The organism is Burkholderia ubonensis subsp. mesacidophila, from assembly GCF_002097715.1.
Lineage (GTDB): Bacteria > Pseudomonadota > Gammaproteobacteria > Burkholderiales > Burkholderiaceae > Burkholderia > Burkholderia mesacidophila.
The window spans coordinates 3,620,841-3,636,442 of sequence record NZ_CP020737.1; the positions used below are offsets into that span (position 1 = coordinate 3,620,841).

Annotated in this window: 10 protein-coding genes; 8 read left to right on the plus strand and 2 right to left on the minus strand. The window is 66.9% G+C overall.

The features are described from left to right. Positions 1–8: 8 nt before the first annotated feature. Complete coding sequence (gene tssH / locus B7P44_RS17095) at positions 9–2,678, minus strand: type VI secretion system ATPase TssH (RefSeq protein ID WP_084906117.1); 2,670 nt, start codon at positions 2,676–2,678, stop codon at positions 9–11. Between the two features lie 538 nt (positions 2,679–3,216). Here tssH and B7P44_RS17100 point away from each other — a divergent pair. Genes B7P44_RS17100 through B7P44_RS17135 form a run of 8 tightly spaced genes read left to right on the plus strand, consistent with a single transcriptional unit; the run spans position 3,217 to position 12,041 of the window. Beyond that, on the plus strand, positions 3,217–4,236 hold the full coding sequence (locus tag B7P44_RS17100) for a TagK domain-containing protein (RefSeq protein WP_084906119.1): 1,020 nt from the start codon (positions 3,217–3,219) through the stop codon (positions 4,234–4,236). After that, complete coding sequence (locus B7P44_RS17105) at positions 4,217–5,074, plus strand: type VI secretion system accessory protein TagJ (protein WP_084906121.1); 858 nt, start codon at positions 4,217–4,219, stop codon at positions 5,072–5,074. The genes B7P44_RS17100 and B7P44_RS17105 overlap by 20 nt, the downstream gene beginning before the upstream one ends. Continuing rightward, entirely contained in the window at positions 5,058–5,579 is a 522-nt protein-coding gene (tssE, locus tag B7P44_RS17110) for a type VI secretion system baseplate subunit TssE (protein WP_084906765.1), read from the plus strand. The genes B7P44_RS17105 and tssE overlap by 17 nt, the downstream gene beginning before the upstream one ends. Position 5,580: 1 nt before the next feature. Beyond that, entirely contained in the window at positions 5,581–7,461 is a 1,881-nt protein-coding gene (gene tssF, locus B7P44_RS17115) for a type VI secretion system baseplate subunit TssF (protein WP_084906123.1), read from the plus strand. Positions 7,462–7,464: 3 nt separating this feature from the next. Continuing rightward, positions 7,465–8,526, plus strand: a complete 1,062-nt coding sequence (gene tssG / locus B7P44_RS17120; protein ID WP_084906125.1) for a type VI secretion system baseplate subunit TssG — start codon at positions 7,465–7,467, stop codon at positions 8,524–8,526. After that, entirely contained in the window at positions 8,523–9,581 is a 1,059-nt protein-coding gene (locus B7P44_RS17125) for a type VI secretion system protein TssA (RefSeq protein WP_084906127.1), read from the plus strand. The genes tssG and B7P44_RS17125 overlap by 4 nt, the downstream gene beginning before the upstream one ends. Positions 9,582–9,623: 42 nt before the next feature. Further along, on the plus strand, positions 9,624–10,658 hold the full coding sequence (locus B7P44_RS17130; RefSeq protein ID WP_084906129.1) for a fimbrial protein: 1,035 nt from the start codon (positions 9,624–9,626) through the stop codon (positions 10,656–10,658). Positions 10,659–10,688: 30 nt separating this feature from the next. Next, positions 10,689–12,041 carry a GlcNAc-transferase family protein gene (locus B7P44_RS17135; RefSeq protein ID WP_084906131.1) on the plus strand — a complete coding sequence of 451 codons (1,353 nt, stop codon included), beginning with the start codon at positions 10,689–10,691 and terminating at the stop codon, positions 12,039–12,041. A 93-nt stretch (positions 12,042–12,134) separates the two neighbouring features. Here the strand turns inward: B7P44_RS17135 and B7P44_RS17140 are convergent, their stop codons facing one another. Then, positions 12,135–15,590 carry an RHS repeat-associated core domain-containing protein gene (locus B7P44_RS17140; RefSeq protein ID WP_084906133.1) on the minus strand — a complete coding sequence of 1,152 codons (3,456 nt, stop codon included), beginning with the start codon at positions 15,588–15,590 and terminating at the stop codon, positions 12,135–12,137. Positions 15,591–15,602 lie beyond the last annotated feature (12 nt).

Consider the following 15,602-nt stretch of genomic DNA (forward strand, 5'->3'; position numbering starts at 1 on the left):
GGCCCTCGTCAGTCGCCCGCTTGAGGGTACGACGCGCGGAACATGAATGCCTCTGCGGGCGCCGCGCCCGCGTCAACCAGCTCGAGTTCGACGCGCGCCAGCGTCCGCTTCGACGCCAGCGCGTCGAGCCACTGCGCGGCGAGCCGCGGCAGCACATGTTGCTCGATGAAGCCGATCAGCAGACGCGCCCCCGTTTCCTGCACGAGGCAGCGTTCGACGATGTAGTCAAGCACCGTCGGCGCATAGCTGAACGCCACGCCGTGTCCATCGGCCATGCGGGCGACCACGCGGTCCAGATGCAGACGCACGATTTGCGAGAGCGTCGCCTGCGCGAGCGGCCGGTACGGCACCACGGTGACGCGGCCGAGGAACGCGGCCGGGAACGTCTTCAGCAAGGCCGGCCCGAGCGCCGCGCACAGCGCGTCCGCGCGGGGCGCAAGCGTCTCGTCCGAACACAGGCTTGCGATCAGGTCGGAACCGGCGTTGCTCGTCAGCAGGATCGTGGTGTTGCGGAAGTCGATGTAGCGCCCGTCGCCGTCCTCCATGTAGCCCTTGTCGAACACCTGGAAGAACATCTCGTGCACGTCGCCGTGCGCCTTCTCGATCTCGTCGAGCAGGACCACCGAATACGGCCGGCGCCGCACCGCCTCGGTCAGGACGCCGCCCTCGCCATAACCGACGTAGCCGGGCGGCGCGCCCTTTAGCCCGGACACCGTGTGGGCCTCCTGATACTCGCTCATGTTGATCGTGATCAGGTTCTGCTCGCCGCCGTACAGCGCCTCGGCCAGCGCCAGCGCCGTCTCGGTCTTGCCCACGCCGGACGGGCCCGCCAGCAGAAACACGCCCAGCGGCTTCTTCGGGTCCGTCAGCCCTGCGCGCGCGGTCTGCACGCGCTCGCCGATCTGCAGCAGCGCATCCGGCTGCCCGATCACGCGGGCCGCGAGCGTGTCGGGCAGCGTGCGCACCGCGGCGACCTCGTCGGTGACCATCCGGCGCACCGGAATGCCGGTCCAATCGGACACGATGGCCGCGACGATCGCCTCGTTCACTTCCGGGAACACGAACGCGGTCTCGCCCTGCTGCTCCGCGAGCGCCCGCTCGAGCGCTTGCAGCCCGTCGTCCGGCACGCCGTCACCGGCCTCCCGCGCGGCCTCGCGCGCGCTCAACAGCGCCTGTGCGGCGGCGGCCTGCGCCCGCCAGCGCGCCTCCACATGCGCCGCCTCCCGCTCCAGCTCGACGATGCGCGCCTGCGCGCGGGCCAGCGCGTCCGCGTCGCCCAGACCGATGCGCCGCTCATGATCGAGCAGATCGCATTCGACTTGCGCGGCCTGCAAGCGCTGGCGCACATCCTGCAGTTCGCGCGGCGGCGCGTGCTGCGACAGCGCCACGCGCGCACAAGCGGTGTCGAGCAGGCTGATCGCCTTGTCCGGCAGTTGCCGCGACGGAATGTACCGATGCGACAGCGTGACCGCCGCGCGAATCGCCTCGTCGAGCACGACCACGCCGTGATGCTGCGAGAAGGTACGCGTGAGCCCGCGCACCATGTCGATCGCCGCCGCCTCCTCCGGCTCCGGCACCTGGAGCACCTGGAAACGCCGCGTCAGTGCCGGGTCCTTTTCGATATGGCGCTTGTATTCGGCCCAGGTCGTCGCGCCAATCGTCCGCAGCGTGCCGCGCGCCAGCGCCGGCTTCAGCAGGTTTGCAGCGTCGCCGGTGCCGGCCTGGCCGCCCGCGCCGATCAGCGTGTGGATCTCGTCGACGAACAGGATGACGGGCACGACCGATTTCGTTGCCGCCTCGAGCACGCCCTTGAGGCGCGCCTCGAATTCGCCCTTCATGCTCGCGCCGGCGAGCAGCGCGCCGACGTCGAGACTCAGCAGGCGCACGTCGGCCAGCTTCGGCGGCACGTCGCCGTCGACGATCGCGCGCGCGAGCCCCTCGACCACGGCCGTCTTGCCGACGCCCGCCTCGCCGGTCAGCAGCGGATTGTTTTGACGCCGGCGCAACAGCACATCGATCATCGTGCGGATCTCGAGCTCGCGGCCGACGACCGGATCGATCTCGCCTGCCCGCGCGCGCGCGGTGAGATCGCTGCAGTACTGCTCCAGCGGCGAGCCGCCGGCCGCCGCCGGCGCGAGTGCGCCGGCCGACTCGCCGGGTACCGCGCCACCGAAGTCGGTGCCGTCGTACGGCGCATCCGCGGCCTCCGGCGAGCCGTCGATCCACGCGGGCAGCATCTCGCTCAGGCTGTCGAGCGGGATCTTGCCGAACGCAGGCGAGACCGACAGCAGCACACGGCGCAACTCGGGCGTCTTGACGAGCGCGGCGACGAGCCACGCACCGCGGATCCGCCGGTCGCCGAAATCCAGCGAGGCCAGCACCCACGCGCGCTCGACGGCCGTCTCGATATGGTGCGAGAAATCGCTGATCGAACTCGCGCCGGCCGGCAGCGCGGCCAGCGCGCGCAGCACATCCTGGTCGAGCGCCTCGGCGTCGATGTCGCAGTGCCGGATGATCCGCTGCAGATCGCCGTCGGGGGCCTGCAGCAGTTGATGCAGCCAATGCACCAGCTCGACGTAAGGGTTGCCGCGCAGCTTGCAGAAAGTCGTGGCGGATTCAACGCTCCGGAATAGCGAATGCCCGAGTTTGCCGAACAGGGCTTGCCTTGAAATTGTCATAAGCTCGATCTGGAAATATAAGTGGCGCCGCGCATGAAGGACGGGACGAATGTCGTCACGCCCCATTCCGTCGTCGCAAACACAAACGAAAAACGGTCGACATTAACCTCCACACAACCCACAAATCAATCGGACAAGTATTATTTTTCCATTCTCCCTTCCGCGGAAAACCCGCTGGCGCCGCCCCATGCCGGCATCGCCGCGCCGGCCTCCGCGCGCGCCGCGCCCCAGCGCGCAGCCCCGCCGCCATGCGCTCCGTACCGCGAACGCGGCCGCCCCCCCACCCTGATTGGCGCACCGGCAGCGCCGCGGCGCCCGAAACCCTGCCTCGCATATTTAGAACAATTCCCATATACCTCAAAATTAATGCACGATAAGATTCCCGTTTAAACCATCGGTCGAGATTTTCAGCCCCATCGACATCCGCGGCTTATCCAGAATTAATCCGATGCAGCCCCTTCATTTATCTCGAATTAATTCAGCGAATTCGCGATGCCGCCGCACCGCAAAGACTTCCGCTTTTTACTGGCCAACCGTTATGTCGAAAATCAGCGAGAACGCGGCTTGCGCGCCTGACTACGCACCGCTCGACAGCCTGCCTGCCGATCCCGCGCCGACGCCGTTCGCGAAGCTCGTCCGGCGGGGCGGCCGCGCGCCACGCACGCCGCTGCAACACGCGCTCGGCCCGGCCCGCTGCGCGTATTCGGCGTCGTCCGGCGCATTCGCTCCGTGGCAGGACAACGCGAACGTGCTCGCCGATCACGTCGTCTTCTCCATCGACGTCAACGGCGACATCCGGCTGGAAAACCACTGCGAAGCACTCGCCTGCCGCGTCGGCGCCACCCTGGTGCCGCGGCACGGAACGTGTGCGATTCCGTTCGGCGCGACGATCACGGTCGGCGTGGACGAGCTGACCGTCGGCTTGCCGTCCGCCGCCGTTCCGCAGGACGACGCCCCGACGCCCGTCGACCTGATCGCGCTGGGCAATGCGCTGCCCCGCAGCGAGCCGGCCGGGTTCGTCGACCTGACCGCGCTGGCGGGCGCGGAATCGGACACCGAGCGGCTCGCCGTATTCGACGACGAGCCGCTCGGCGTCGTCGCGCCGGTCTCGCCCGATACCGACAGCGGCGATCCGCTCGAGACGCTGCTCGCCGAATACCGACGGGCGCTGATCCACCGAGAGCGGGACCCTGCGCACGCACTGAAGGAAATCGAGCCGCCGCAGATCGCCGTCCCGCTGCCTCCCGATCCATTCCTCGACTCCGGCCGCTATTGGACGGGCTCGCTGTTGAGCGATCTGCTCGACACGCGCCAGCGGATCGATTTCGTGCTCGAGGGCATGAATCCGTTCCTCGCCGAGCAGCTTTTCGTCGACGACGCGCGGCACGACGTCCTCCACCTGCTCGCGCCGGCGCAGCGGCAGCGTCCGCACTTCTCGTCGGCGGCGCTGCTCGCGCGCCGCGAGCACCACCTGATCAGCGTCGACAGCCACCTCCCGATGCTGAATACCATCACCGACACTTCAACGACCGAACGACATGACGACGAACGCCCCTGATCCCGCGCCCGCCACCGACCGCCCGGCGCCGCAGAACCTGCTGCACGCCCGGTCGCTCGACACCCTGAAAGAGCAAACCATCGAAGCAGTTCGTCAGCGGCCCTCCGACACGTCGGAGCGCTGGCTGCTGTTCCAGTTGCTGTGCATCGACGGCGACTGGGAACGCGCGCTCAAGCAGTTGCAGACCTGGGCGACCCTCGAGCCCGAGGGCGCGTCGCGCGCGCAACTGCATCGCGGGCTCATCCAGAGCGAGCTGTTCCGTACCGAGGTATTCGCCGGCACGCGCACGCCCGGCTTCGTCGACGAGGCCACACCCGTCTGGGTCGACCAGTTGCTGCAGGCGAATGCGCGCCTCGGCGCCGGAGACGTGGCGGGCGCCGACGCGCTGCGCCGGACCGCGCTCGACGAGGCGCCGGCCAGTCGCGGCGAAAGCCCCGAAATGGGCGGCTTCGACTGGCTGACCGACAGCGACACACGACTCGGCCCCGTCTGCGAAATGGCGGTGGCAGGTGGCTACCGGTGGATTCCATTCGCCCGGATCAAGTCGCTGGCGCTGACCCCGATCGGCACGCTGACCGATCTCGTCTGGCGGCCGGCCACGCTCGTCCTGCGCGACGCCACGGTCCTCAGGGGCTACGTGCCGACCCGCTACCCGGGCTCGGAACACGGCCCCGCCGCGCTTCGGCTCGCGCGCGAAACCCACTGGCAGGACGTCGGCGAAACCAACGTGATCGCGCTTGGACAAAAGACCTGGACGACCGACCGCGGCGACTGGGGCCTGCTGGATATCAGCGGCTGCCGCTTCACGGATGAAGACGCAGATGGCACGGCGTCCTGACGACCTGCACCGGCCCGCCTACCTGCCGTCCTTGCTCGACCGGCTGCAGGACGACGCGCCGCACGCACGCCACGAGGCGCCCGGCGCGTATGCGCCGAACGGCGAAGGCATGCGCCGCATCATTCAGCGCGATCTCGCGCTGCTGCTCAACGCCACCAACCTCGACGGCGAACTGGACACCGTCCGCTACCCGCAGGCCGCCGCCTCGGTCGTCAACTACGGTGTGCCACCGCTGTCGGGAAGCTACCTGAGCGACCGGAACTGGGAAACGATCGAGAAGCTCGTTCGCACCGCGATCGTCCGTTTCGAACCGCGCCTGCTCCCGGATTCGATCGCAATCCGGCCAGTCGCAGGACGCGAGGCCTCCAGCTACAACAAGCTGACGTTCGAGATTCGCGGGCTGATGCAATGGTCGCCGTACCCCCTCGAATTCCTGATCCAAAGCACCTTCGATATCGAATCGAACAAGGTGACGCTCGATCCGGGCGCTCGCATCGAACACTGATATGGACCCCAGATTTCTCGACCACTACAATCGCGAACTGACCTACATGCGGGAGCTATCCGCGGAGTTCGCCGCGCAGCACCCGAAGATCGCCCGCCGGCTCGGCATGCAGGGCATCGAAACGGCCGATCCCTACGTGGAACGGATGATCGAGGCGTTCTGCTTCATGTCGGCCCGTACCCAGCTCAAGCTCGACGCCGAATTCCCGCGCTTCACACAACGCCTGCTCGAGGTCGTGTATCCGAACTACGTCGCGCCGACGCCGTCGATGGCGGTGGCGCGGCTGCGCCCGAGCCTGCGCGAAGGCAATTTCAGCAAGGGCTTCACGGTGCCGCGCCACAGCGTGCTGCGCTCGTCGATCCCGCCGGGCGAGCAGACGGCCTGCGAATTCCGCAGTGGTCATGAAATCACGCTTTGGCCGATCGAGATCGTCGACGCGAAGCTGACCGCCGTACCGCCGGATCTTCCCGACCTGGAGCGCAGCCTGCTGCCGCACATGCGGCTGCGCGGCGCGCTCCGGCTGCGGTTGCGCACGGTCGGCGAGATCAAGTTCTCGCAGATCACCGGGCTCGACCGGCTGTCGCTCTATATCGGCGGCGACGAACGGATCGCCTCGCATCTGTTCGAACTGATCCATGCAGGCAGCGTCGCCTCGGTCGTCCGCGCGCACGGCGCCGCCCGAGGCGATTGCACGGTCGTCGCGAAGCATCCGGTCGATTTCGAAGGTCTCCGTCCCGATCAGAGCCTGCTGCCGCAGGTGTGGAATACGTTCCACGGACACAACCTGCTGCATGAGTACTTCACCTGCAGGCAGCGCTTCCATTTCTTCGTGCTGACGCAGCTGCAGGCCGGCCTGTCCACGATCGACGGCAAGGAAGCGGAAATCGTGCTGCTGCTCGACCGGCTACCGGACGAACTGGCGACGCATGTCGATGCGTCGAGCTTCCAGTTGTTCTGCACGCCGATCATCAACCTGTTTCCCCGGCGCACCGACCGGATCGAGATCAACCGGGCGCTGACCGCGTTCCACCTGATTCCGGATCGCAGCCGTCCGCTCGACTACGAGGTCTTCTCGGTGTCTCGCGTGTTCGGCCAGAAGGCCGAGACCTCGACCGAAGTGACGTTCAATCCGCTGTACCAGACGCTGCACAGCGATATAGGCAATTACGGACGCTACTTCTCCATTCTGCGCGAGCCTCGCACGATGTCGGCCAATGCGCGCAAGTACGGCACGCGCAGCCAATACGTCGGCACCGAGGTGTTCGTCTCGCTCGTCGACCAGGCCGAAGCGCCGTACGCCGACACGATCCGCTATCTGTCCGTCGATGCATGGCTGACCAATCGCGACCTGCCGCGCCTGATCCCCCGCAACGGGTTCAACGACCTCACGATGCAGGACTCGGTGCCGATCGAGGGCGTGAGTCTCGTGCATCCCCCGAGCACGCCGCGCGAGCCGTACGCGACGGGCGAGACCGCATGGCGGCTGATTCGCCAGTTGAGCTTCAACTACATGCCGCTCGCGGAGCTCGACCATCGCGACGGCGGCCAGGCGCTGCGCAACATGCTGCGGCTCTTCGTCGGGACGAGCGAGCACGAGCAGCGCACGCAGATCGAAAGCCTCGTCGGCGCGCGCACCGAACCCGTCGTGCGGCGCCTGCCCGATCACGGCCTGCTCGTATACGGGCGCGGCGTACGCTGCGAACTGACGGTCGACGAGACGGGCTTCTCGGGCGTGAGCCCCTATCTGTTCGGTCTCGTGCTCGAGCAATACCTGTCGCGGCACGTGTCGATCAACGTCTTTACCGAGACGGAGCTGCGCTCGATGCAGCGTGGCCTCGTGACGCGCTGGAAGCCGCGCATGGGCGGACGGGGAGCGGTGTAGCCCATGGACAGAATCGATTCAATGCCGGTCAAGGACGGCTCGCCGCTGCACCCCGATTCGCTGCGCATGTGGTTCGACGAGCGCACGCCGTGGCAGGCGGGCTTCCTCAGCCTGCTGCGCACGATCAGCGCGCGCGACGCGACCCAGCCGCTGCCCGGCACGGCCCGCCTGCCAAGGGAGGAGCCGTTCCGCGTCGGTCAGCAGCCGTCGATGGCGTTCGCGCCGCGCGAGATCGCGGCACTCGACGTGCGAGGCGGCCGGCTCGACGTCCGGCTCTTCGGGCTCGGGCTCTGGGGGCCGCAGGGCCCGCTGCCGCTCCATATGACGGAGCTGGCGTACAGCCGTGCGGAGAGCCATCAGGACCAGACGCTCATCGCGTTCGCCAACCTGTTTCATCACCGGGCGCTCACGCTGTTCTACCGGGCATGGGCGTCAGCGCAGGCGACCGTCTCGCTCGACCGGCCGGAGGACGAGACCTTTTCGTTCTACGTCGGCAGTCTGATGGGCACCGACCCCGCTGAAGCGGCATGCACGCACCCGCCGCCGCATGCGCGTTATGCGGCCTCCGCACACCTGGTGCGCGAGGCGCGCAATCCGGACGGTCTGGCCGCGACGCTGTCCCATTACTTCGGCGTGCCCGTGGCGGTCGACGAATACGTGCCGCACTGGATTCGGATTACCGGCCCGGAACGCTGCCTGCTCGGCGCGCGTGCGCCGTCGACCATCATGGGCGAGGGCGCCCTGCTGGGCGACACGATCCCCGATTGCCAGCACAAGTTCCGTCTCGTGGTCGGGCCGCTCGATCTCGACCAGTACCTGCGCCTCACGCCCCATGGCGACGACCTGCCCACGCTGGTCGACTGGGTCCGCGCATTCGTCGGTCTCGAGTACGACTGGGAAATCAAGCTGCTGGTCAAGCCGCGCGCCGCGCCGCCCGCGCGCGCCGACAGCTCGCACCGGCTCGGCTACTCGACCTGGCTCGGCGAATCCATGGACGACAAGCCTGTCGTCGGCATGGTGTTCGAGCCCGAGAAATACTGCGATCAACTGGAGAATGCAGCATGAATGCCAACACGCACGGCGCGGCGCTGCGCTATGCCGACCTCCTCGAGCCCGTTTCGCCCGATGCGCCGTGCGGCCCCGATCTCGAATACGATCCGGCCTTCGTCATGCTGCAAGCGGCCGTCGCGCCGAGAACGGACGCGCAGTACGGCGATTTCGTCGATGCCCCGCCACAGGCGAACTGGGCCGAAGCCGAGCGCGACTGTCGCGCGCTGCTGCTACGCACGAAGGACCTCCGGCTGCTCACGATCCTGACCCGCTGCCGTATCCGCCAAAGCGGCGCCGAGGGCCTGCGCGACGGCGTCGCGCTGCTGCAGCAGATGCTCGAGCGCTACGGCGAGGCCTTGCATCCGACGCCGACGCTCGATGGCGAGCGCGATCCGCTCGTCTACTCGAACGCGATCGCCGCGCTGGCCGATGCCGACGCGACGCTGGCGGATGCCCGCGACATCCGGCTGCCGAAGACCGCCGGCTTGCAGTTGCAGTTGCGCGACATCGAGAAAGCGTTCGCGGTCCCGCGCGCCAAGGACGCGCTCGCGCCGGAATCGGCGAGCCGGCTGCTCAGCGAACTGTGGAATCGGCGCGACTCCGTGGTCGTCGCGCTGGCGGACGCGCAGCGCGCTGTCGCCGAGATTGCCGCGCGGATGCGCGACGCGTTGCAGGCCGATGCGCCGGATCTCGACGGCATCGTGAAACTGCTGCAGCCTTTCGCGCCAACGGCCCTCGACGCGGGCCGCACGCCGGCCGCCGCCAGTCCGTCCGATGCGCCGCCGGAGCCGGCATCGGCGCCGGATGCAGACGCGGGCGCGCCCGCCGAAACGGCGCCGCGCGAAGCCGGCGCCCCGGCCCGGACGGCGCCCGACGCGCGGCCGACGGATCGCTGGAGCGCGCTCGCGGCGATTCAGGAAACGCGTCTGTGGTTCGAGCAAAACGAGCCGAGCAGTCCTGTCATCGTGCTGCTCCGGCAATCCGAACGCATGGTCGGCAAGCGCTTTTCGGAGCTTGCGGGCGTGATCCCCGCCGAGCTTCTCGCGCAGTGGGACGCGATCGACATCTGAGCGCCGCCCTCCCCCATTTCATCATCTTCATCACAGAGTCACATGATGAAAAGAACCCGAGCTTTTCTCACCACTGCCTTCCTGCTGGCCGCGTCGCCGGCCGTGCTGGCGGCGTGTCGGCCCATTACCCCGGAAGAGTCTGCCAGGTGGACCGAGACGCGCCCCATACCCAACCAGATAATGACGACGTTCAACATCGCCTTTCCGTCCGGCGTCGTCGACGTCGACCCCGATCTGCCGATCGGCAGCCCGCTCGTCAGCGGCGAGTCCGCGCCCACGCCCTCCATGAGTTTCATCGCCTGCGATCCACCGAGCGGAGCAATCATCGTAGACTTCATGACCGCTCCCCCCCCTTCTCCGCTCGGCAACAAGATTTACGCAACCAACGTGCCGGGCATTGGTTTCCGGCTCAATTACGTGCGCGCCAGCGGCAGCACCAGCGTCGTGCCTTATACGAACAACTGGACGGAACACCCGGAGACCCCCGGCACGCAGCCGGTCAACTACGGCGACGGCGCGAAATACCGGGTCGATCTGATTAAAACCAGCAACGATATTCCGAGCTTCTCGACGATCACCTTCGGCCATCTCGCGCGAACCTACGGCGACGGCAATCCCGGTGTAGCCGTCACCAACATCTACTCCGGCAACGTGTCGCTCCGGGTGTTGCCGAGTTGCCGCGTCGACAGCAGCACGCTGAACATCGACTTCGGCCAGTTCGGCCCCTATGACGTTTCACAGACGACAGGCCCGACACGCGCCGTGAACTTCCGGGTGCTCTGCTCGGGCCCGACGCCCCCCGCGTCGATCACCGCCACGCTGAGCGCACCTCGGGACACGGAAGATCCCGCGCTGATCCAGAACACCGGCGCCCGGCACCTCGCGATCCGCCTGCGGGACAAAACGACCGGCGCGCTGCTGAAGCCCGGCGACGCGAGCAGCACGCTCGTGCAGAAGCCGAACGGTGCGATGGAATCCGGCTTCGATCTCGAAGCCACCGTGCTGCGGGTCGGCAACCAGCCGCCCACCACGGGCAAGATCGACGCGACCTCGGTCATCACGCTCAGCATCCTCTAACGCATCCGCGACACCCGCCCCATCGACACCATGGAACGCACCATTTTCGTCCAGATCGCCAGCTATCGCGATCCGCAGTTGATTCCGACGCTGCTCGACCTGATCGAGCGCGCCACCCACCCCGACCGGCTGCGCATCGTCGTGTGCTGGCAGCATGCGCTGGACGAGACCGTCGGCGCCTTTTTCGCTTACGGTTTCTCGCGTTGGCACGCATGCTACGATGGCGCGTTCGCCACGCATACGCTCGCCTATCGAGGCGCCACGATCGAGCTGATCGATGTGCCTCATCAGCAATCCCAAGGCGCCTGCTGGGCGCGCAACCTGATCCAGCAACAGTACCGCGACGAGCGCTACACGCTGCAACTCGACTCTCACCACTACTTCGCCGACGCGTGGGACGAGCTGGCCATCTCGATGCTCGAATCGCTGCGCTCGCGCAGCGCGAAGCCGCTGCTCACCACCTACCTGCCTGGATTCCAGCCCGGCAGCCCGCGCGAAACGCTCACGAATGCGCCGACCGGCCTGTATTTCCAACGCTTTACGCCAGATGGCGTAGTCACGATTCGTTCGGGTCTGCTCGACAACTGGCAAGCGTTGGAGGAGCCTGTTCCGACCGCGTTCTACAGCGCCCACTTCGCTTTTGCGGATGGGCATTTCGCCGTCGACGTCCGGCACGATCCGGACTACTTCTTTCTGGGCGAGGAAATCTCGATTGCCGTTCGCGCGTTCACGCATGGCTACGATCTGTATTTGCCGCATCGCGTGCTCGCCTGGCACGAATACACGCGTGCCAGCCGCGTCAAGATCTGGAATGACCACACGCCCGAAGCGCAAGCCAGCGGCCTCGTCACCGAGAACTGGGAAGTGCGCAACGCCCGTTCGTATGAACGGAACCGCGCGCTGCTCGGGGTCGACAGCACGTCATGCGACGGTATCGATTTCGGGCCCTTCGGTCTTGGCGCCGAACGCACGCTCGCACAATACGAAGCCTATGCGGGCATCAGCTTCGCCCACCGTGGCGTGCGCCGGGAAACGCACGACGGCCAGCCGCCGATGCCCGATGCGCATGCGTGGGCCTCAGAGGAAGAATGCAAGGCCATGCTGCTACGCGCACATGACTTTCGCGTCTGGGTGCATCGGAGCCGGTTCACGGATATCCTGCCGCAACTCGATCATTTTCGAATGCGCACCCATGCGCAGGACGGGACGGTGATGTACGTCAAAACGCTCGATGCCGCCCAGTTTCACAAGAACATCAAGAGCGAGTGGTTCGACATGCACCTGTACTTCGCAACTGAATTCGAACAAGTCCCCGCCCGCAACACGATCGAATTGTTCGACCGCGACGGAACACTGCTGCGCGAACTCGAGCGAGCGATCTGACGCTGGCGCGAGCGGCCTGCGGCTTCAGGAAAGCACCGCCCGCTTAGCCGAAATCGAAGGGGGTGACTCGCCCCCTTCAACGCTTTGTGCGGCCTAGCGGTCCAGCAACGCCATCCATTCGCTGCCCGGCACGACATCGTGCTCGTCAATGTCGCCCGTCAACCGCCTCGACAACTCGATCGGGCCGTCTTTGCATGACGCGCCGTCAACGTCGCCCTTCGGTCGCCTCAGCGAAACGGCGCAACCTGTCGGGTTCGCGACGCTCAACGGACTCGATACATAGCGATACGGGCTCACGCCCGCAGGCGCGGAACGGTCCGGACTAAGATAGCGGCTTGCGTCCGGATCGTAGTAGCGCCGGCCGTTCAGGTGAAGTCCGGTCTCGTCGTCCAGGTACTGCCCCGCAAACCTCAACGGCTGCCGCACCGGCGTTGCCAGCTGGGTCCACGGTATCACCTGCCCCCATGCCTTGTAGCGACCGCTCCAGACAAGTTTGCCCGCCTCGTCGGTCAACGCAACGGCCGTGCCGGCGAGATCGGTCTGGTAGTAATAGATGTGCATCGCGTAAAACGAACCGTCTTCCTTGCGTTGCCGATTCACGCACGCAAGCGGCGCATAACCGACGACACCGTCCCGTGCCGGCTGATACAGATAGATCCGCACGCTCTCGTCCGTCGTTTCCTGTACGAGGCGCTCGCCATGCCAGACGAAACGCGTGACCTCGGCGTTCTCCTCCGGGCGCGGCGCCCCTCCCGTTTGGGGTTGCCCGACCGATTTACCGACGCGGCGGCCCAGCGCATCGTAGCGGTAACGCACCACGCAACGCCGGCTCTGTACGCTCATCAGCCGGCCATCCGCGTCCCACGTGAAGGTCTGTTCGTCCGCCGCGCCACGCTTGGCGACGACCTGCCCCCAGGCGTCGTATTCATAGCGATATCCTCGGCATTCGCGTAGCCGATGATCGGGATAGACGGCACGCTGCCATCCGACGCGCGGCGTATCGAGCAGGTTGCCCGCTGCGTCCCACGTGAAGTATTCGATGCCGAGCTCGTCCGAGACGGCGCGCAGCAGGCAGCCGCGGCGATCGTAATCGTAATGGGTGCGGCCGTTGAAGCGATCGTCGACCTGCACGAGATTGTCGGCCGGACTGTAGTGGAACTCCCGCCAGAATTCAGCGCTGCCGGGCTGCATCTCGTTGTCGGGCGTCCGAATCACCGTCATCGCAAACCAGCGCTCGAGCCACGAACCCGCATAAACGGAACGCAGATACAGTTCCCCTTGGGAGCGCAACAGTTGACGCGTTGCCGCATCGTAACTGAACGCGGCGACGCCGCGCATTTCGTCGCCGATGCCCACCCCCGTGAGCACGGCTGCGCCGGCCTCGTCACGCTCTGTCTTCACGATGTGACCGTCCGGCAGCGTCATCGCGACGAGCCGCCCCGCGTCGTCATACGCGTATCGCAGCGCACCGTGCATGTCGTGCTCCGCCGTCAGATGCCCGGCTGAATCGTATTCGAAGCGAATGGTGTCGGGTTCGACGCCGATCGCAGCGCCCGCTTCGGTCGGCAGGCAGTTGATCATCCCCAGCCGGCCGTCGCGTACATACGTGTAGCGATAGCGCGCATGTTCGGTGTCGCGGCCGACCATCCGTCCGAGTGCATCGTTGGCGAAGGTTTCGATGCGCGTCTGCTCGTCCGACGTCGATGTGATCTGCAGTAAATCGCCCGATGCGGCATAGCTGAACGAGCGGGTCACGCCGTCCGCGTCGACGATCGACGTCAACCGCTCGACCGGATCCCAGGTCAGGCGCTGATTCCCGCCGTTGCCGGCGACGGTGCGAATCCTGCGGCCGTGTGCATCGAACTCGTGTGCAGTGACGTTCCCCTCCTCGTCCACCGCGCGCACCACGCATCCGTACTGGTCGCGATGCCAATGCCGCGCCTGCCCGTCAGGGCCGATCGACGTGGTCAACTGACCCGCGGCGTTCCAGATCCGCCGCTCCTGCCTGCCGTCCGGCAGCGTGACGACCAACGGCTGCCCGAGCAGGTCCGGCTCGATCTGCGTCACGGCCCCGAGCGGATCGGTGATGGCCACGACATGCCCGTTGGCATCGCGCCGATAGGTCACCGTGCGACTCGCGGCATCCGTCCGTTTCGACACGAGCCCGCGCGCGTCGCATTCGAGCGCGACAGCGCCGCGCTGCTCGTGCGTGTCGGTCCGAACCTGTACGCCGTCCTGTTCCGCATACGTCGTCTGCGTGATGCCATCGGACGGCGACTGAAACTGGGTCGGCCGCAACTCATCATCGCGCTGCCAGAGCCACGTCCGGCCGTCTTGCAGGCGAATGCTCAGCAGCTCGCGTGTCGCGAACGCGTAGACCGTCGACCGCTCGCCGCTCAACGGCGCCTCCTCACGAGTCGGCCGGCCCAGATTGTCGTTGACGGCGCGCACCTGTCGCTCCCCCGGCAACGTCAGCTCGATCGGCCATCCCGCACCGTCGTACTGGAACGCATGCCGCCGTCCGTCGAAATCGACATAAGCGAGCACATTGCCCCGTGCGTCGTATTGCCAGTGGGCCGTATGGCCGAACACGTCGGTCGCCTGCGCACCGCGTTCGGCCAGTGCGTACGTGCAGCGCTCGCGTGCCCCGCGACAGGTCGAGCGCTCGACGACGCGCGACGCTCCGCCGATCGTCTGCCACATGTAGCGCACGGTCTGCCGAAGCGGACCGATCTCCTCGACCATGCGACCGCTCTCGTCGTAGGCAAAGCCGCGCACGACGTTGCCGAGCCGGTTGCGCACCTCGGCCAGCCGGCCGTGCTCGTCGTAGGCGTAGCGAACGAGAAAGCCGGCCGGTCCGCCGTCCACGCATTCGATGCCGGACAAGTGCGTCCCGTCGCGCTCGTAGTGCAGCCGCAATTCATGTCCGCACGTCCCCCCGCGCATGCGCAGCAGACGACCCGCATCGTCCCAGATGCAGCCGATCCGGCGGCGTCCCAGATCCTCGACGTACTTGATGCGTGCGACGCCGTGCTCGTCGAATTCCCCGAACACGGTGTAACGCGGCGTCAGATCGGCGACCACGATCCGGTCGTCCGCCAAGCGGGCCACGTGAAGCTGCTCGGACGAAACGATGACCTGGCTGCCGCGTTCGGGCATCGGCAGCGACACGATCCGGCCCTGCTCGTCGACGTAGTCGAGCCGGTTGTCGTCCCGGCGTCGCAACGTGGCCTCCCAGCCGGTTCGCCAGCCGATCCCGAGCATGCCGTCCACGGACAGCGCACTCGAATAGAACCGTGCCCAGTCCATCGGCAGGCGGCCGGGCAGCCTGAAATCAACCTCGTTTCGCGACAGGCAGACCTTGTTTCCCGAGACCATGTCGACCGACTCGCAGAGGAGGCCCGACAACGCCCGCCCGACCCCATGGCGGCCAGCCAAATCGCCCGGCTGCCCCCAATGACGATCGAGGCGCGGCGCGATGTCGAGCGATTCCAGCACCGTTCCCTGCAACCCGGCCAGCACGCCGCCCAATCCTCCAATTCCACTCATGTGAACTCCCTG